The organism is Pseudomonas saudimassiliensis (assembly GCF_000939975.1).
In the GTDB taxonomy this organism is placed as follows: Bacteria; Pseudomonadota; Gammaproteobacteria; order Pseudomonadales; family Pseudomonadaceae; genus Halopseudomonas; species Halopseudomonas saudimassiliensis.
In genome coordinates, this window is sequence record NZ_LK391969.1 from 1,548,909 (window position 1) to 1,570,551 (window position 21,643).

2 protein-coding genes are annotated in these 21,643 nt (G+C 64.6%); both read right to left on the bottom strand.

Features of this window, described 5'->3' with window-relative positions; translation table 11 throughout:
- Positions 1 to 9: 9 nt before the first annotated feature.
- Positions 10 to 1,650, bottom strand: coding sequence for a ShlB/FhaC/HecB family hemolysin secretion/activation protein (locus VG99_RS07225; protein WP_158023891.1), 1,641 nt, complete (start codon positions 1,648 to 1,650; stop codon positions 10 to 12).
- Positions 1,650 to 21,050, bottom strand: a complete 19,401-nt coding sequence (locus tag VG99_RS07230; RefSeq protein ID WP_082050011.1) for a leukotoxin LktA family filamentous adhesin — start codon at positions 21,048 to 21,050, stop codon at positions 1,650 to 1,652. The genes VG99_RS07225 and VG99_RS07230 overlap by 1 nt, the downstream gene beginning before the upstream one ends.
- Positions 21,051 to 21,643 lie beyond the last annotated feature (593 nt).

Genomic DNA, 21,643 nt, shown 5'->3' on the forward strand with positions numbered 1-21,643 from the left:
TTTGTACGGTTAACGAATTACCAATTGCGCCAATACCTGACCGCTATCCTGGTCAGGTGTCACGTCTTCCAAGGTATTGGCTGCGACCACGCTCAGACTCACGCGCCGCGTCCAGTTGAAATTGAGCCCTATGCCTGCGCTCTGCAGGTCCACATCCGCCGTGCCGAGCTCCATGGCCTTACCGTAATCGAGGAAGATGAACGGCTGGAACATGTCGTTGATGCGCCAGTAGGCTTCCAGATTGAGCGTTACCCCCTGCGGCGAGGCAATCACGCCGGAGTCATACCCGCGCACGCTGCTGATACCGCCGAACTGGTACTGCAGGCTGGACGGCAGACTCTCGCTCTTGGTCGCGTACTGCCAGGAGAGCCGGCCAACCACTTCGTAATCGGTCTTTATGGCGCGGCTGAGATAGCCCATGCCGTTGAGCAGCTGGTAGTTGCCACTCTCGCCGTTGATCGCGTTGTCCGTGGACGCCTGCCGGACGCGCTGCTCGTATCGACCATACCAGGGCGCTGCGCGGTATTCGAATTGACCCTTGAGGATCACTTCGTCGATATCCACCTCACTCAGCTGCAGGCCTTCGATGGTGGATTCCGAGTTCTGGTGGCTGTAGCCGATGCCCCCGAGCAGCATCCAGTTGTTGTCTATCCACCAGGGCTGATCGTAGCCCACCCCGTAGGTGGTGGATTCACCCTCGATGTTGAGCGCCGCAAAGGGGCCGCGCTCAATGCTCATGGTATTGGTGCCCACTTCCGCGAACATCACGCCGTTGTGCCGATTGACCGGGCGGCTGTAGCGCAGGCTGCCGTATTCGGTGCCCTCGGTGGCAACGATGACCGCATTGAGCGCGTCAGCTACCCCGGTCGGCGAGAACCAGGTCAGACTGCCGCCGTACTGTTCGCGCCCCGTACCCTCGCTGCCGTAGTTGTTGGCAAACAGCGACCATTGCAAACGATCAGGCTCGAAGGCATGCAGATTGACCCGCGTGGTACCGAAGCGCTGACCGGGCGCCAGACTGGCGCTGACCTGGGGTCCCGGTGAGGTGCCGTTGAAACGCTCAATAGCCGCCATCAGTGCCGGGCTGTCCAGCGTCTCGCCGGGAGTTATCCGGATACGCTTGTGATAGAAGGCCTCGTCCACATGCCGGGGGGCATCTTCCCAGCCGAATCCATCCACCTTGGCCTCGACCAGCACGACGCTGAGCACGCCATTGTCGACGCTCTGCGGCGGGACAACGGCGCGGGCGGTCAGTTGCCCGGCTTCCTCGTACAAGGCGTTGAGCTTGCGCAGCAGTTCGTTGATGTCGGCGAAGCTGATGGGCTTGCCGACATAGTCGGCGGCCATCGCCTGCAGGGTCGACGCCTCGATAAAGACCGACGGGTTGAAATGGATGCCCTGGAGGACAAAGCGTTCACCGGATGACGGCAATTGCTGGGCCTCCGGCGCCTCGCCCTGTAGCGCCGGTATCTCCAGACGCCTGGCCCGCTCTTCCACTTCCTGCTGGCGCAGAATCCGTTCCTGTTGTTCGCGCTGCAGGCCGGGATCGAACTGCGCCGGCAGATCCGGTACCGACGGTACCACCTGCGCCTGCGCCTGGACTGCCAGCAGCAGTCCCGCCGCGCCGACACCACTCAAGCGCATTGCCATCAGAATACCCACTGTGTTACCTCATCACTGGTTGCTGGCTGCTCGGGCAGGTCCAGGTTCATACGTTGATCGGCACGTGCCGGATAGCGGAACAGCGGCAGGTCATCCGGTGCCCGGCGCAGGGCAGCCGCATTGAGCAGCGACCCCAAGCGTGTCAGCGAGAACCCGGTGGACAGCAGCTGCTCGGCATAGCGGGCACCGGTCATGTCCTGGTACTCGATACCGCCGGGTGCTTCGTGCTCCTCCATGTAGTTCGGCACCAGCACCAGATGCGTGGATGCGCGGTGCAGCACATAGGCGTTGGTGGTGCTGGTCACACCGTTCTGCTGGAAGCTGAAGGCGCGGTCGAGCTCATACAGCTGGATGTCAGCGTCGCTCTGGTACGCCGGGCTGCCATTATCCATGCGGATAACGGCCTGGCCGGTCTGCAGCGACATGCGATCCACGCCCTGCGCATCCTGAATGTCGAGCTGATCACCGGTCATGCTCAGCTGACTGTCAGACACGTGGAACTGCGAAACCACGATGTGCGCTGCGTCAAACTCGCTCATCAGGCGGTCGGCAAACTGCTGGCCGCTGCCGGCGATGCGCAGGTTGAAGCTCCCCGGACCGGTATGGCGACCGTGGAATACGATGTCCTGGCCATGCAGATCAGCCCACTGATCGATCCGGGCGTCGGCAAGGCTGATGCCCTTGCCTGCCCACAGAGTCAGCCAGGGGGCCTGCGCCTGATCAAGCACTATGCTTCCGTTGCCTGCCACGCCGTTTCGCCAGCCGGCATTGAGCGCGGCTCCCTGATCGGCCCGAAGCACGCCGCCGCGGGTGTCCAGAAGACTGTCGAGCAGAGCCTGACCCTGGGTCAGCAACTGATCAAACTGGATGTCCTCTTCTGCCTGCCAGTTCTGGTCACCCAGACTCTGGCTGCTGCCGACGCGAATGCCGCCGGTGGCCAGCAGCTCGATGACTTGGCTGCTCATCAGCTGACCCAGACGCAGGTCATGGCCGTTGGCACGGATGACGCCATTGGCAGCGGTAATTGTCGGCACATCCATGTTGCCGCCTGCCTCAAGCACCACATCCCCGCGCAGCGGCTGACCGTCATACCTGCCATGGGACAGGATGCCCGTGCCCATGGACAGGTTATCGGCCGCGGAGAACTGAACATTACCGCCCGCCTCAACACCTTGCTCAAGCTCAACCGACCCACCGGACACTACCCGAACATGACGTCCGGCGATGATGTTCTCGCTGGTGATGTCACCCCCGGTGATAAAGGTCAGATCACGCCCCGCCTGGGCAAGACCCGTGACGTTCAGCGCCCCGCCGATGTCCAGGCTCAGGTCGCGGCCGGCGCGCAGCGAAGGCGCCCCGTCAGCGTCGACATTGACAACACCCAGGTTGCCGGTAGCGGTAATGCGGATGTCCCGCTCGGCATCCACCTTCAGCGCACTGATGTTGCCGTGACCCTGCTGGGCATCACCGACTGCGTTCAGCTCAACATCACCCTGCAGGCTCTGTGCACGACCGAAGTGCAGGTTACGCCCGATCATGCGCAGTAGCCCCTGGGCCTCGGCGTTGCCGCCCCGCACATCGCCATCGGCGTGTACCAGGATATTCGCGCCCGACGTCAGGTGCGCCGGCGCCAGTACATTCGGCGTGGCCGGGTCGGCCAGCGGGCCGAACGCAATGTTGGCCAGGGAGCCTGCCTGGGTGGTCAGTGTCAGATCACCGCCACTGGTGCCGGTGCCGATCAGCAGGTCATCAGCCGTGGTGTGAACCGACAGCGTAGTGGCCGCACTGACATTGCCCAGCTGTGCGCCACCGGCGGTGACGTCAATGGACTGGCTGTCACTGTGCAGCTCATCGACCGCGAGCGACCGCGCGACATTCAGCAGTACGTCACCTCCGGTACTCTGCAGGCGACCCAGCTCGGCACTGCCCACATCGAAATGAACCTGTCCATCTACCAGGGCGCTATCGCCGCTCCAGTCGCCGAGACCGGTGACTGTCAGACTGTCGCCGATGGTCAGCTCGCCGTAGTGCAGGCGGGTACCGGCGGCGCCGGTGTGCTGCAGCGTGGCAGCGCCACCCACGTTCGCCGTCAGCAGGTTCAGCGCACCGGAGACCTGCAGCCCGAGGCTGCCGACCAGGTCCAGCTTGCCGATGTGCGAGGCACTGCCGACATCGAACAGGGCGCTCGCGGCGCTCAGCGCGTTCAGGCGCAGGTCACCGCTGACAACGGCATCGACATCACCGCTGATCACCGCGGTATCAATCTGCGCCTGCCCCGCAGTCAGGTACCAGTCGCCCGCCGCCTGTACATCACCCGCCGTGACCGTGCCCTGCTCGGCCTGCCAATTCTGGCTGCCCGCGCTCAGGCTCTGGTCGACGCTGAGATCGCCAGCCGCGCGCAGCATAATGTCACCTGTACTGCTGAGCTGCCCCAATGTCAGGTCGTGGCCCGACGCGGTGATGGCACCATTGCCGGCAGTGATGAGCGGCAGGGTAATATCGCCGCTGGCACTCAGCGTCACGTCGCCATTGATCGCTGCGTTGTCAAACAGGCCGCTGGACTCAATGCCCGTGCCCATGGTGATGCCGCCGCGCACCGACGTAATGGTGACTTCGCCACCTGCGGTTACCCCATCGGTAACCTTTACTGCGCCATCGGAGTGCAGCAGCGCACTGCGACCGGCGATGACGGCGTCGAGATGGCTTGTGCCGCCCGCCTGGAAGTTGACGTTGCGCGCGGCCTCGGCAGCGCCAGTGACGTTCAGGTTGCCCGCAACAATGGCATCAAGGTCACGGCCCGCGCGCAGTGAGGACGCGCCATCGACATTGACCACATCCAGGTTACCGGTAGCATGGACGACAACGTCGTTCCCGGCATGCACCTTGAACGCATTGAGGTTGCCATGCCCCTGCGCTGCAGCACCCTGGCTGTGCAGCAGCACATCGGCAGTCAGGCTCTCGGCCCGGCCGAAGCGCAGGTTGCGGCCCGTCATCTGCACAGTGCCCTGCGCCTCGGCATTGCCACCGACGATGTCGCCGTCGGTCTGAATCAGGATATTGGCATCCGAGTACAGATCTGCCGGCTGCAGACCATTCACTGCACCCGCATCCGCCTCCAGACCAAAGCGAATGCTGCCCAGCGACCCGGACTCGGTCGTCAGGGTCATATCGTCGCCGCTGCGACCATTGAACAGCGTCAGGCCGCCCAGGCTGTGTACGCTGAGCGTCCCGGCGGTCGCCGCTGTGCCCAGCTCGACCGACCCGGCCTGTAGCTGAATCCGGCCCTGCGGGCTGTGCAAGCCCACCGCGGCAAAGTTGCCCGCAGCCTGCAGCAGCAGATTACCGGCCGCGCTCTCCAGCTCGCCCAGATCGGCACTGCCGACATTGAACTGCACGTCCTGACCAGCAGTAGCACTGTCGCCGTACCAATGGCCCGGTCCGCGTACCTGCAGGGACTGCCCCACATTCAGGGTATCCCAGCCCAATCGCGCGTCGGCGCTGCTGCCGACCAGTTCAGCCCACTCGCCGACCTCTGCCTGGCCCAGATGCAGGTCACCCGACATCTGCGCCTGCAACCAGCCACCGACTTCCAGCACATCAACCTGCAGATCGCCGCCCCGATAATGGATATTGTCGGCTGCCAGCATGCTCCCCAGCTGCACACCCTGGCCTGCATTACCGAGGCTGATGCTGCCGTTTTCAGCGCTCATCAGGGTGCCGCTCAGTGCGCTCAGATTGCGCAGGACGATATCACCCTGGCGGGTTTCGGTACGCGTCAGCTCGGGCAGGTCAACCAGCAATGCCTGATCGACACGGCCGATGCCCTGCTCGGCCTGCACGATGGCCGACCCGGTACGCTCGGCGCGCAGGTTGACCTGGCCATCGCCGTTCGCGTCGATCCGCCCCCCAGCGCGCAGATTGAACAGTGCACCATCGGCCTGACCGGCACGGAACAGCTGGCCCAGCGACATGTCACCGTCGGTGCTGATGGCCAGCAGGCCAGCGGCCTGCATCCGGCTGCCAGCATCCATCGACAGGCTGGCACCCATCCAGGTGGCATCGCCGCCGGCAAGCGCCCGGTCGCGCAGACGCAGGGTATCCAGCGTGCTGACCAACAGATTGCCGCCCGCGGACAGCTGCTGCAGGTCCATGGCTTCCGGCGCCGCCACATGCAGGTCACCATCGGCGTGCAGGCTGCGGCCACTCAGGGTGGACGCCGCGTCCAGATACAGATTGCCGCCGGCGCGGATGACCCCGGCATGCAATGCTCCGGTATTGCTGAGGCGGATATCGCCACCGGCAGTGGCCCCCAGCTCGCCTTCCACCGAGGCCTGATCGATGACCAGCGCGGCGCCATCCAGGCCAAGAATGTCATCACGGGCGTTCAGCTGGATATTCTGGCCGGTAATGGCCAGTCCCTCGTACTGACCCAGCAGGCTGCCGTTCGGGGCATCCAGACGCAGATCGCCTACCGCGAACACGCGGCCGATACGGAAGTCATCGCCCAGCCAGCGCAGGCCAATATGCTGCCCTGCCGAGGCCGACAGCAGGCGGCCGGCCACATCCAGCGAGAGCATGTCGTCATCGTTGACGGTACCCAGGTTGCCGGTGCCCGCCAGCAGCGTCAGATCCCCGCCAACGATCAGGCTGCCTGCGCCATTGCTGGCCAGAATGCTGGTGGCTGCAGCCAGGCGTGCATCGCCCCCACTGCGCACCGTGCCGATATTCAGATTACCGGCCGACTGCAGGTACAGCGCGCCACCGGTGGTGGCATCAAAGCGCTCGCTGGCAGCCACGTAGAACGGCTGGGTGCGATTGACCTGCAGACTGACCACCTGCCCGCTGTCGTCGCGGTTGAGTACCACATCACCCGGTGCGTTGGCGATGGCCAGCGCGGCGGCCTCCTGGGGAGTCAGGTTGCCGCTGCGCAGATCGTCGAAGTTGATCAGCAGACTGTCGCCCAGCCGGCCGATGTTCTGGCCGGTAATCAGGGTGACATTCCGACCGACAACGTTCGGATCAGCCGCGCCAACCGGGGTGCTCGACGCCGACCCCATCGCAGTGGAGTCGATGGCATAGCGCAGTTCACCTTCGGTCCAGATCGCGTCGTGGGTCAGCGCAGCGATCTGCTCAGCGCTGGCGGTATAGCTGAAGTCGGTGCGCAGCGACTGGAACGCCGTCTGCTCGGCCCAGTCTTCACCAAACACGCCCGCAAAGAACAGGGCATGGCCGTTGTAGCGCTCGGCGGCATAACTCTGCACCTCGGCGTCGCTGAGGCCGGTGCGCCCCGCCTGCAGCTCCGCCAGGGGGCGATAGAAGTCCAGACTGTCCGCGGCAAGCACGAAGGTGTCGCCCCGCAGGCTGCCGAGTTCCTTCAGGCGCCAGTACTCGCGGTACTGACTGACGACCTGATCCTCGAACGGCTTGACCGTGCCCTGCTGGATGTTGGCCTCGGCGCCATATTCGCTGGTGAGCTTGAGCTTCTCCCAGATCTGCTGACGCTGGGTTTCGTCCAGGGTGTCGGAGGCCAGGCGCTGACCGGCATCGTACAGCGAGCCGTTGTCCACCTTCAGCCAGACATCACCGGTTTCCGACACGATCTGGCCGACCCAGGCATCCCCTGCGATCTCGTTGAGGAAGACATCCCGGACAGCAAAGGCGTTCAGGTTGCCATGGGTGCTGCCGCCGCCGGCGGTGGCCTGCTCCTGGGCAATGACCCGCAGGGGCGCTGCACCGCTGCCGATGGCACCGGTCGCGTACAGATCCAGGTTACGCCCTGTCACATGGGCACTGCCGGCAGCCAGGCCGCCGATGGCGCCCAGGTTGCCATTCACCCGTACCACTACATCACCCAGACCGTTGCCGGCATTGATGTTGCGCACCAGCACGTCGGAGGTCAGATCCAGATTGATGCCGGCGGCGCCGGACACGGCGCTCAGCGTGCCACCGGCAGCTAGACCGGCCACCACGGCGCGGCCTGCCTGGCCGACGTAACCACCCGCCGTCATGTCCAGCTGCTGACTGAAGCTGGTGCCGTCACTGCCGTTGATGATATTGCCGGCGGCCTGCAGGCGCGTGAGGCCACCGGCGTTGCTCAGCCGCCCGCCAATGATCAGGTTGTTGTTGGTTTTGGCGTCAATCAGTCCGCTCGAATTGCCGACGAAGGCGATCGCAAAGGGATTATCTGCCTTGACCGAATGATCAATAGTCAGCGTCGCCGAACGCGGCAGTTGGTAAACCCACTGCGCGTAATACTCGCCTGCCCGCGCGTGGCCGGCCGGATAGCGACCGCTGGCTTTGAAATCCCAGTTACAACTGGAGCCGATACCGCCATCGCAACCGTGATAATTGACCGCAAAATTGTAATTGCTGCCAAGACTGCCGCTGATGTGCTGTTCGTAGACGTTATCCAGATCACGTACTACTACCTCCCCTTCGGACACCTTCCAGGGATCATTTGGCGAGATGTAGTCCCAGGCCCAGTTGCTGACGCTCAGATTATCGCCGTCCCTGATAATGGTCCGGGACAGGTCAGCCTCCTGAGTCCACTCGAAACGCAAGTTGTCCAGTGGGTTGTAGGTGGCTGTGCTGGCCGAGGAGCTGTGCACAAGGTGGGCATCCAGCACGGAACTGGCGCCGTTGCGGTTGTCGTACACGCTCAGACCGCTGTTCTGGTCGTGCACATACCAGGTGCTCAAATCCCGGCCGCCGGTCGTTTTCTTGAAGGTATCGACGATCTGTACGATGCCCACGGAACCGACCCCGGTATCGATGTCGCCGAGTTGCAGCTGGTGCGCCGAGCGGTTGTCGATTGTCACCTCACCGAAGCCATTGTTGACCTCGATCCGACCCGTCGGGTTGGTACTGATAATGCCGCCGCGCATATAGATGAAGCCGCCGCCGGAGGCGTTGACATCATCCAGCACAATGCGCTGGTTGACGAAATCGTACTTGGCCCCAATCGGCTGGCCCCCGGAAGCGGTCAGCAGATGCGTGGGGATATCCACCGCTTCCACGCACAGGCCGGTGGTGCAGCCATGCTGGCTGATCCAGGTATCCAACGCCTCGCTGATGGTCACCGAGCGATTGGTCGCCATACCGCTGCTGATGGTGCCATTGATATCGATATACTTCGCCTGGATACCCACCTGGCCACCCACCACCCGGCGGCCATCACCGCCCGCGCCAATATTGGCCTGTTCGTAAGCCATAGCGCTCTTGTACAGTGAGCGGTAGGTGATGATCGGCATCCACGAGTTGGTGTTACTGATACCGCGGAAGCGGAACGCACTGCCGGTGAAGGATTTCGCCGTAGCTTCACTGCAGTTCAAACCGGCCCCTACCGAGGCAGGCAGGCAGCCACCGAACAGCAGTATGCTGGAGCCGGACGATTCGCTGTCGTAGGGGCCACGGTAGACCAGCTCTTCGGTCAGCGTTCCCGAATTGTTAACACCACTGCCACCGTAGAGGTAATTGCCAATCAGCTCCAGGGCGACATTGGCCGAGCCGGTTACGCCGGCAAAGGAGCGCCATTCGGAGAAGGGATTGCTGTTGACCGACCAGTAACTGTTGGGCTGGTACACCGTCATCGAGCCATTGGGGACTTCCACCAGCACCTGCTGGCCGTAGGTCACACCGAACTGGCCCAGTGACCCCTTAGCGTTGGAAATGTGCACCAGGCCGCCCTGGTTGAGGATATCGCCCACCAGGAAGATGCCCGGGCCGTAACCGACGTTGCCGACGTTGCCGCCGTAGCTGTTGTCGATACGGATCTCGGCTCGGCGGTCAGCCGCGACCTCGTTGACCTGTCCATTGAACTGCGAACGCGCGGCCGCCCCGGTGAAGTACACCCGGCCGCCGGGCTGATCCGGGATCAGCGCATTGCCCACCAGCAGGTAATTGGCACTCTGGTTGAGCACCTGGATGCGCGGGCCGCCATTGGCGGTCACGGTACCGTTGCCGGACAGCGTATCGGCGTTGATGGTAACGGTACCGCCGGCGGCGAGCATGTCACCCAGCTCGATGGCGCCGACATGGGTACCGGAGATGGTGCCTTCCATCACCGCACGGGTGACCGCATCCATATCAGTGAAGGTATCGAGGAACTGACGCGGATTGAAGTTGGTGAGCTTCAGCGCACTGATCGGCAGGCCAGCTGACTGGGTGATGGTCCCGTCGGCGGCGATATTGATCAGCAGTTCGTGGTAACGGCCGGCCAGCAGCGTGCCGTTGAGCGTGGCAGCAATGTCGCGGTTGATGTCCGCGTTGCTGTTGCGGCTGGTCACCGGGATGAAGCCCAGCTGATAACCCCGTGCCACGCCGTCGGCCTGTGCATTGACCAGACCGTAATAGCTGCCGGCGCGAACATTGCGCGCCGCCAGGGCCTGACTGCCCTCCGCCAGGACCGTGCTGGCCTTGTTGTTGATGTGGGCGTCAGCGCGCACTGTAGGTATCGCGACGATACCGCGCACCGTGCTGTTGGCCACCGAGGTGAGCTGCAGGGTGTTCTGCCACAGCCCTTCCGGATCGTCGCCCGCCGTCAGGGTAATGTTGCCCAGTGCCTCCAACCGGGTGTTGCGGCCCACCGACAGGGACTGATCTGAGTTCAGGTCGCCGTCAACGCTTGCATCGGCTACACCGGCTGCGCCCCAGGTGCTGGCCAGGGCCTCCAGCGACATGCCGGCTTGGCTGTAGGTGCCTGCGCCCAGCGAGCCACTGGAGAACAACAGACCGTTGTCACCAATGGTCACCGTGTTGTTCAGATTCGCTTCGCTGTTCACACCCACGCCGCCGCCGGCAATCGCGCCGCCGGTACTCAGGGTGACGGACTCGCTCACCTGCATGCGGGTGAACGCACGCAGCAGCAGGCGGGAGCTGTAATCGGCGGCATTGATGCCTGCATACAGATCGACATTGTCACCCACATCCACATGGGCCTTGCTGTCGATGTGCGTGTCGCTGTACACCGCCTGCCCACTGATCACCCCGCCGCCAGCACCGGATGCCGCTGCGCCAAGGTGATGACTGAAGATGTTGTTATTGGCGGTGACAATCAGGTCCTTCTGCGCCGCCAGCTGGCTGTTATCACCGATGCTGGCCTGGCTGTTGGCCAACACACGGTTCTCGCTCCCGGCACCACTGGCGCCGGCCAGAGCCGCATTCACCGAGTTGGCGTGGGTACCGAAGATCGCCCGGTACTCAGCATTGACTGCCAGGTTACGCATGGCGATCTCTACCGAGTCGCCGATCTGCGCGAGGGCCGAGCCCTTGGTCAGCGTACTGGCTACCGACGCATTACCGGCAATCAGACCGCCACTGCCCGCTACCGACTTGGCCTGATTGATGTCCTCGGCGTTGGCATCGACCAGCAGATCGCTGATCACTACATCGCCATCGCGGTCATTGGCAAAGTCGCCCAGCCGCGCCAGGGTGGTGCTGTCCGATTCGGCCATCGCCACCGAGGCACCCGCCGCCAGACCGCCCACCGCGACGCCGAGCGCATCGGCATATTGATGGCTGCGAGCATCCGCCAGAATCTCGATGCGCCCTGCGGGGAGCTTCAGGTGCGAGCCGGTCAGGGACTTGACGGTCGCTGTGTTCAGGGCCTCGGCAATGGTTGCATTGGCGCTGAGGAACAGACCGCCGCTACCGGCGATGGCCTGGGCGCGGACGTTGGCCTGATCCGGATCAATCTCACTGCCGGTGCGGTTGTATTCAAGTGTCGATTTCAGGCGCAGGCCGCCTGTGCCGCGCACATCGGCCCGGTCGCCCAGGCTGGCGGTGACGGTATTGGCCGTCTGGGCCCGCGCATAGGACGCGCCCACCGCCGCTCCACCGGCAACTGTCGCCCCCAGGGCATAGGCATTGAGCTGCGGGAGCACGCTGGCGTCCAGCGAGACGCCGCCGGTGCCGCCATTGAGCATGACATCGTCGCCAACCAGCGCCTGAACGCGCGTGCGCTCGACCGCGACCGAGGCAACGCCGGTGCCGGCACCAAACAGTCCTCCCGCGGCAGCCACGCCGTAGACATCGATGCCGCCCTCGCCGCGTGCGCTCAGATTGATGGCGCCCCCGGTCAACTGTGCATCGTCGGCCACCTGCACGGTAACGTTGCTGTCACGGTCGCCGCTGGCGACCACAATCCCGACCGCCGCCGCGCCAGCACTGGCGCCCAGGGCATCCAGATCCAGATTGAACGTATCGCTGGCATTCAGGTTCATCGCACCCGTGCTGGTATGGGTGCCACTGATGCGGCTGCCGATGTCGTTGCGCATTTGCCCAATGGCCAGTGCCGCCCCCAGTCCCACGCCGAAACCCGCGCCGCCGGCGTAAGATTCGACCTCGACTGCGTTATCGTAACCGGCGAGCGTGCTCGCCCGGGCGTCGATATTGAGCGACCCGGTGCGGCTGGTGCCACCGTTGAGTTCGGCAGCTACCCGTGCATTGGACAGGGTCAGCGCCATGCCACCGCCCACTGCGGCGGTGCCCGCCACGGCAGCAGCGCCGGCCAGGTTGCGGCTGTGCAGCCGGTCCTCGGCGGTGATGCTGGCAGCACCACTGGTGGTGATGCTGCTGTTGCTGGCCCGGGCCAGGGTCTCGTGCTTGCGCAGGCTGCCCGCTTCAAAACGGTCGTCCAGATCGGTCTTGTTGCTGTTGACGCGCGCTTTGGTGGCCGAATCGGTTTTGCTTACCAGCTCGTACTTCTGCGTTTCTTCGTTCCACTCGGTGGCGTCGTAGGTCAGATCCCCGGTCTTGTCGGCCCGACCGATGCGGTTGGCCTGGCTGAGACTGCCATCGCCACCCTGGTCCAGCTCATCCATGGCGTCGAAGTTTTCATCACCGGCGGTCACCGCGGTGGCGCCGGAGCCCAGCAGTACCAGCCCCATACTGCCGCCCAGAGCACTGCTACCGACCGCACCGGTGACGGTATTCAGCCGGATATCCCCTTCACGCAGGGCCCTGAGGGTGAACTGGCTGCCAACCAGGGTCGAGCGATCAAACAGTGCACGGGTGGCGCTGTTGGCCACCAGTACGTTGGCGCTGCCGCCAACGCTGGTACCGCCCGCCACGGCCGCGCCGATGGTATTGCGCACGGTCAGGCTGTCTTTGGCGCTGATCGACAGATGGCCGAGGGACCGGCCGGTCTCGCCGAAATCGACCTGACTGGCACCGGCCTCGGTCGTGGTTTCCACAACCGCGATACCGATGGAACCGCCGACCGCCATTCCCCCGCCGCCGGCACTCGCTACGTGCATGCCGATGCCCGTGCTGTTCTCGGCCGTTACCTCGGTACGGCCACTGAGCACCCGGGTACGCGGCCCGGTGGCCGCGTTCAGGTCCGTGCCCAGCCAGGCGCGGGTGACGCTCTGGTTGTACAAGGTGGCCAGCGCACCGGAGACCGCCACCGCACCGCCGGTGGCACTGACCGCGTTCGGCGTCAGCCGTTGCAGGGCACTGGCGCTGACCTTGAGCGAGCCCACGTCAAGCTGGCTGGCGCCATCGACCAGCGCGTCGGTTTCACTTTCGAGGATCACCAGGCTGGAGGAAATGCCGGGTGCCACAATGGCGCCGGCCAGGCTGGCGATGATGGTCGAGACATACTGCCCCGAACCGGCCGCGACCTCGGTCAGGCCCCGGCTGTTCAGTTGCACGCCGGTAAGGCGGGCCTGGGTCAGACGGCTGATGACGGTGTTGTCGACGCCGGCGCCGACCGCCGCCGCACTCGGGCCACCCGCCACGGCCGCCAGGTAACCGGCGGTGTAGCTGTGGCTGTTGGCGCCTACCCGCACGTTCTGCGCGCTGCCGGCACCAATGGCCTGGTTGATCCGCGCGCCGTCGATATAGCCCTGGGTACTGCCGCCCAGCACCGTGGTGTTGACCACCCCGGAGACCGCCGCGCTGGCCAGCGGCACCACAGCCAGACTGGCCGACAGGGCGATCTGGCCGACCTGCTGGACGGAACTGGCCTGCACCGCCAGCCCGGTAATGTGGTGCTGCTTGACCGACAGGTTCGGGTAGGGGTTGAACTGGTCGCCGGAGATCCATTCATGGTCATCGTCCGGCGCGTTGTTCAGCGCACCGTTATCCACCAGCAGTCGATCGCCCGCATCACGGCCCAGCGCGCTGACCGCGGTGGTGCTGCCGTCGATAAAGGCCTTGGTATTGGTTTCCACCACGTTGACGGTGGCCAGCGCCGCGATGGCGGCATTGCCGGCACCGGCCGCCGACACGGAGGACCCGAGGATGCTGTCCAGATTGCGCGCGCTGACCGCGATGTTGTTCTGCGCAATCACCTGAGCGCCCGCGCCGATGTGCGCCTGGGTCAGGGTCTGGATGATATTGGTGGCGCCAACGGTGGACACCGCTGCGTTGCCGGCCCCGCCGCCGGCCACGATGCCGGCGATAATGTCGGCTGCGGAATTGGCTTCGATGCGCAGGTTGCGCAGCGCCCAGCCTGACCCCAGGTTGCCGGTGAGACTGGCATGGATCTCGCTGTCGACACGGTTGATCGCCGTGCCCACGCCGACTGCCGCGGAACCGCCGCCGGCCACACCGCCGGAGCCCGCGTGGATGCTGGAGGTGTCGCTGGCCAGCACGTCCAGATTGCCGGCCGTACCACCGCTGCGGATGACCTCGGCACGGGTCTGGGCGGCAATGTTGTTACTGGTGTTGGAGAACGCTACCCCGGCGGTGCCGCCGCCCACGCCGGCCGCGGCCAGCGTGAGAATATGACCGCCGGTGGCGGCCTTGACCCGACCACTGCCGCTGCCCAGCTCGATGGCGCTGTCAACGATGCGCGCAATGCGCTTCTGATTGATGGTGCTGACCGCAATGGACGCACCCACCGCCGCGGTACCGGCGCCCTGGGCGTTACCCGCCAGGGTCTTGATATCGGTATCGCCACGGCTGACGTCGACCACCAGCGAACCGGCCTCGACTTCGGAATCCCTGATCTCTGCGCGCTCTTCGCCCTCGACCACATTGATCGCCAGCGAACCACCCACGGCCGCCGTACCGGCACCGCCGGCACCCACCGCCACCGAGCGGATATTCGACGAGCCGCCGCTGGCCAGGTTCAGTGCCCCGCCGACGGTCAGGTCGCTGTCGATGACCTCAGCCAGGCGCTTGGACAGGATGATGTTGTTGGTGTCGGCAATCCCGACGGCGGTGGTACCCGCGCCGCCAAAGGCGCCGGCCAGGCTCCAGATGGTGCGATCACCAATGGCCGCGGACAGATCGAGTGCGCCCACATTCAGGGTACTGCCCTCGATGGTCGCGCGCTCGGTGCCCTGCAGCACGTTGCTGGTGAAGGAGCCGTTGACCGCCACGGTACCGGCGCCACCGCCTGCTACCGCAATGGCGTAAATGTTCTGCTGGGCCCCACTGCGCAGGTGCGCCTGGGAGAAACCGCTGATCTCGCGGCTGTTGCGGATCAGTGCGGTACGGTCCGCACCAATCCGGTTGACCGACACCGCACCACCAACGGCTGCCGTGCCACCGCCCTTGACCGAGCCGGTCAGCGAGGCGATGGTCAGGCCGTCGCCGCCACTGACGTCCAGCCCCAGTGTCTGGTGCGCACCGGTGGTCACCAGCCGGCTGTTGTCGACCAGCACCTCATCTTCACCGTCGATCACGTTGACCACGATGGAGCCGCCCACGCCGGCGGTATTACCCCCCGCCGCGTCGATGCCGACACCCCAGATCTCGCCGTCCAGCGCCGAGTTCAGCGACGCCGAACCGGTCAGGGTGACATCGCTGTCAGTCAGGCTGGCGCTGCGTTCCGCGTCAATCAGGTTGACCGCGACGCCGCCACCCACGCCCGCCGCGCCACCGGCAGCCGACAGGTTGAAAGCGATGGACCAGATGCTTGCGCCCAGGTCGGGCTGGCTGGCGTTGATCGACAGATCACGCGCGCTCAGGACGACGTTTTCCATCCCTGCGTTGGTGGTGTCAGCGATCCGGTTGAAGGTGATTGCCCCGCCCACGGCGGAGCCGCTGCCGGAGCCCTGCCCGGACAGCGCAGCGGTCATGATGCGGCTCTGCAGGCCGGCATCCACGGCGGCATCCCTGGCCAGAATGTAGCGACCGTTGCGCACACGGGCCGCCACATCCTGTTCCATGTCGTTGAGACTGATAGCGCCGCCCACCGAGGCATTGTTGGTACTGGCGGTAACGTTGCCCGCCAGCGAGTAGGCGCCGCCACTCTTGAAGGCATTGACGTTGAGGTTGTCGGCCCTGAGGGTCTTGCCGGACATGTCGACGCTGGCGTTGATGCTGCCCCGCGCCACCACGGCCGTCACCGAGCCGGACACCGCATTCTCCTTGCCGCCGGCACCGCCCACCGCAGCCGCCAGTACGTCAGTGTTATTGCCGGCATTGACGTTCAGGTCGCCGGAGAGATCCACCTCGGTGTTGGCCAGGCTCGCGGTGTAGTCGCTCCCGGTATACACCACGCTGACCGCGCCACCGGCCGAGTTCTTGCCGGACACGGCCAGGTTGCCGGCCACTGCCAGCACCGCCTCGCCCGCCAGCTCACCGCTGAACAGATTCTGCTGGGTGGTCGCACCGGTGCTGCTGCCGTCTTCGGCGAACAGGTCGTCCTGGGTATCGATGCTGCCGTCGATCTGCTGGACGGTATCTTCACCATCGAGGTCCAGATCCGTATGACTCAACGCGGTCAGGCCGGCCGTGGAGAACAGACTGTCCAGGGCCGACAGGCCGGCAACACTGGCGGCGCTGACGTTGACCTGACCGCCTTCAAGGGACGAATCACGGCTGCCATGCTTGTCGACCTTGGCGCGCACGTCGTTATCGACAATCACCAGCGCGATGGAGCCCGAACCCGAGTTGCTGTTCTGCCCGGTACTGGCCGCCACACCGAGCGCGCCCGCAAGCAGGCGCGCCGCGCTGTTGGCCGACACATCCAGGCGATTGAAATCGGTCGCGCTGCTGCCCAGCCACTGGGCACTGAGCGTGTTCTTCTGTACGGCCAGCACCAGCGAGCCGCCAGCGCTGGTCGCATTACCGTGGCCGCCGGAGGCGAAGGAGAAGGAGCCGCCGCCAAGCAGCGTGCGGGTACGGTCATAGGCCGTGACTGCAATGCCGGTATTCTCACCGGCCCGCTGATGGACGGTGCTGTCCACCACCGAGGCGGAGGTGGTGTTGGTGATCACGCCGCCGGATACCGACATCGCAACGGAGGTATTGTTGTCGCCGGCAGTGGTTGCGGCGATACCCAGTCCCATGGCGACCTGGTCGCCCGCGCTGGCGGCCTGCACCTTGAGCGCATCATTGTCGTTGAGGGTGGTGTTGACCAGCTGCGCGTCGGTCAGATTGTACAGGTGGTTATAGGCCATGGCGCCGGCGATCCCGGCGCTGCTCTGGCTGCGCTGGCCGCCGGCCAGGGTGAAGGCGCCACTGCCCGAGCCGCTGATCTGGTTCGTCTGGTTCAGCGACAGCACCGTTACCTTGCTGCCCTTGCGCGCCGGATCGCGTGGATCCAGTACGATGTCGCCCACGCGGGCGCGGGTCTTCTGGCCCACCACGTTGACGCTGGCTGAGCCCGCGACGGCCAGGGACTGCTTGGACTTGCCGGTGCCCGGGTCCGGAGACTCGTCGAACAGACCCTTGATCTTGTCGATGACCTCACCGATCTTGTCCGGGACAGCGACCACAGTGTCCTTGATCGAGGACGCTCCGTCCTTGGCTGCGCCGATGGTGTTCTGGAAGCCGGCGGAGGTATCCCCGAAGATCGTCTGCAACAGACCCTTGCCGATGCCCTCGACCGCGCCCATCAGGCCGCCATCGGCGTTGTTGTCATCGGCCTCGCCCTGGTCGCCGCCGTCTTCTGCGGTGCGTGCTGCCGCACCGGCCACACTGAAAGAGCCGACCTGGCCGGTGCTTTCGGCGTTGACCAGCAGCTCGTCCACGGTCCAGGTGGCATTGACCAGTCCGGCACCACCGCCGCCGAGCACATCGCCACGCAGGCCACGGTTATCGCCGACCAGCGCCTGCACATCGGTATGTACCACATTGACGCCGATGCCTGCGCCCACACCGGTTTCGTCGGACACCGCCAACGCCCCGGCGGCGCTCCACAGGCCCAGCTTGTGCTCGGCGGTAATTCCCACCTGCTCGGCATTGACCGCGGTGCTGTTGTGAATGGAGGCGTTGACATCAGAGTTGACCACGCTGATCACCATCGCGCCGGTGCCGGCAACGCTGGCACCCTTGCCCGCCGAGGGGGTGATGCCGATGATCAGTTCATCCTGGGTAGCCGTGACATCCACGCGCTTGCCGGTGACGTTACCGTTGGCGCCGATACCGGCGCTGGCCTCGTTGTCGGTGACCTGCACATTGACGCCGCCGCCAACGGCCTTGCCGTCCGAGGTGTTGCCGAACAGGGTGGTCCAGAAATTACCGGCTATCGCCAGTTGCTGAATCTCGTTGGCGGCACTGACATCCACCGCCGCGTCCCAGTCCCAGACATGCTCACGCAGTGCCTTGCGGGAGGCGACTTCCTCGCCTTCGGCATCGCGCTTGACCGGCAGGAACGCATAGGGGCTGGACTGCCAGTCATTACCGGTGGCGGTAGCCTTGAGCGTTACGTTGTCACCGACCCAGGCGATGGCGTCGATGTCGGTATTGAGCACGGCCACCGAGCCCGCCACACCCACGTCTTCAGAGTTGCTGTTGGCGTTGGCATAAACGGAGGACAGCTTGCCGGGAATGGCCGTCAGCCCAGGCACATGGGTCTTCAGGTTCTCGAACACCTCATCCAGTGAGCCCCAGCGATCCAGGCCCGCCAGATTCAGCGTCTGCACGTTGCGCGCGGCCACGCCGATGCGCCCTGCGGTGATATCCGCGTCGTTGCCGATCAGCGCGCGGGTTTTCTGCGTCACCTGGTTGTACGCCGCGGCGACACTGATGCCGATCTTGGTACCGTCGTCCTTCTCGGTATCGGCCAGGACGCGGCTGTCCGCGCCGTTGGCCAGACCGCTCTGCTGCTGCAGGGCAGTCACCGACAGATTGCCATCCAGGTTGATCTGCTGGCCACCGCCGCCGATACGCGCTTCGACCTGGTGATCAGCAATACTCACGGCCACGGCCGAGCCCAGCCGCAGCTGGCTCTCGACCGGGGCGCCGTCGGGCTTGATGGTCATGCCGAGGAAGGTCTTGACCTTATTGCCCACGGCGGCGGTGAAACGGCGGAAGTCCTCCGCAGACAGTACCTTGGCCTGCAGACTGTCCGCCAGTGCCTTGCCCGCCTGTACGCTGGCGTTGTTGGCCTGTTCACTGATGATATTCGCGGCATTGACGCTCAGGGAGCTGGCGTCCAGGTCGGCATCGAACTCGGCACGGGTGTCGCTGTTGAACAGCGCCAGCGCCACGGCCGGACCACCCATCGCCCCCTGGCCCACGCTCTTGGACGAGGCGGTATTGCTCAGGGTCTGCTCGGTCACCGCAGTCACGCTGACATTACCGGTTACACCGGTATGCGCCGGGTCGCCGCTGGTCAGTACTGCGTCCCGCGCCACGGTCGCCAGGGTGCGCAGATCGGTATGCGCCATGCTGAAGGCCGCTGACAGGGTCGTGGCATTGCTGCCCTGGCCGTCGCGTGTGGTGGCCGCAGTGCCTTCCACCTTCAGGGTGTTGTCGCTGTGCGCCGTAACGCTCAGGTCCCGCGCGTCGACCCGGGCATCATCCAGGATCTCGACCCTGGTTTCGCCCGCCAGACGGCCATAGGCGATGCCGGCGTTGAACGGCAGTTTGGAGGTGATGACAGGCAGCGAGAAGTTGGCGGTATCCACGCTGCGGGTGGTGTCGGCAGACAGGGCCACATCGCCGGCAGCCTGAATGTTCGCCGTACCGGCGACGGTAACCCGGGAAGTGCCTTCGGCGACGGCAAAGGTCGCGTAAGGCAGCAGGGTGACGAATTCACTGAAGTTGGACGGCGGGACCTCGGAGATATCGCGCAGCTCGCTGACCGCATCCACCAGCACGGTGTACACATGCATCAGGGCCTGCTCATCGGTCCAGCCCGCGTTGAGCTGCTTGACCTTGTCGACCATGGCATCGAGTTCAGCCATGCTGAAGATCGAGCTCAACAGGCCCGAATCCACTTCGACCTGGGTCACCGACCGCACGGTGATGTCATTCCCGATCAGGGTACCGCCGACGTCGATCGACGAGTGCGCCTGGGCGTAGCCACCCAGCTGACGATCCACCGCCAGGGCCTCTACCCGTACATCGCCGGCCGCCCCGCCCGCCCTGGCCCCGGCATCGAGCACGGCGCCTTCCTGAATCTCGATCCGCGCGACGCTGTGACTGGCACCCAGATTGGCCTTGCCTTGGGTCTGGATAGCGTCTTCCAGCCGGTCGATATCGTCGATCTTGCTGCCATCGGCATTGAGCGCGCTGAAGCTGACGTCACTGAATGCCTGCAGCGTGATGTTGCCGGCGGCCTCGGTTGAATCGGCCGCTGCCCGGGTGTCGATGACCCCGCTCGAGGCGATCGTGATGTCCGGCGCATTGACCAACACACTGCCACCGCCGCCGTTGGCCATGAGCGCGCGCAGCTCACCGGCTATTTCCACGTCGTGCTGGCCAACGATGGTGATGCTGCCGTCGCCGCGTACTGCGGCCGTGGCGTCCACCAGACCGTCGGTGTTGACCGTCGCCTGGAATATCTGCGCGCCCGCCTCGATCGACGCACCGGCTGCCACTGCCGCGCTGGCAGCGAAGAGGTTGACCGACCTGGCGCTGTTGACCTGCCCCTGGATGATGACGTCGCCGGAGCCGGCATTGTAGCGGCCCGCCATCAGATCACTGACGGCCGTGTCGGCGGCGGTGTCGGTTCCGCTGGTGAAGGTCGCGGCCAGCTGACTCATCTGCGTTGCGTTCGGCGTGGTGACGGTCAGACTGCCGACGTTGACCACACCCGAGGCACCGACAACCAGCCCATGGGGATCAGCGAAGATGATGTTGCCGCCGATGGACCCGTCCTTGAGGCCATTGAGCGTGCCGTTGATGACCACGCGCGAGTCATGCACCAGGTTGACCAGGTTGGCCTTGCCGGTGGGCACGTGGAGGTTGACCGTATTGCCACTGTTGACGTTGAAGTGGCCGAAGGAGTTGAAGCCCGTGTTACCCCGCACGGTACCGGTGGTGATATCGGTCACCGCACCATTGGTCACCATGCTGGTGGCACTGGTCATGCCCGGATGCAGGGTGATGTTATTGGTACCCGGCCCGGCCGCCGCCCAGACCGGCGCTGCGCCAACCCCCAGCAGCACGGCCGCCGCCAGGCGATTCAGACGGAAAACGTCTGCAGGCCCGCAATAACCTTTGGATGGACCAATACCATTCGAGCGGCTTTTCTTCGACATGACTTAACGTCCCTGTAATACATGGCAGACTGTGCGAATTCGCGCAGACGAGGCTCGCCGCAACAACTCTTTGTCTGCCGGATGGTTTTTTGTGGGGTTAAGATAAAAGCCGGTCTATCGTAAAGATATAGTCCATTAAGACTGCTGTTCGGAGCCTTCATTCCGAGGCAATAGACACAGACTCATTTGCGGCAGATGCGGGTTCGCCGCCAGCCGCCATGACTGGAAAAAGCGCCGGTATCACCGAACAAGGCGTAGCGGGTGGCGCGGTAGCACGCGTGAAGAGCAGAGATATGGCAACTACGCGCCTTTTGATAGGCCCATGACCACCCTCGATTTCCTTCCTTCATTTGAACGTCCCTGGATAATGAACTCCGTGCCCTGTGAGATGAACAGGCAGCGGTATGACAGTCCGCTGGCCGACGACAGAGTGCGTCGACCATTAAATATTGACTGGCTTTCATTCAACACCGGCGCTGCGCCCGGGTATCTGACGACCTCCAGCGCGCATCAAGTTAATCCCATGTGTGGCTATTCCCAATAGTCCATTTGGACTGAATGCTTGCACAGGCGAATCAGGTGCGATTGAATTG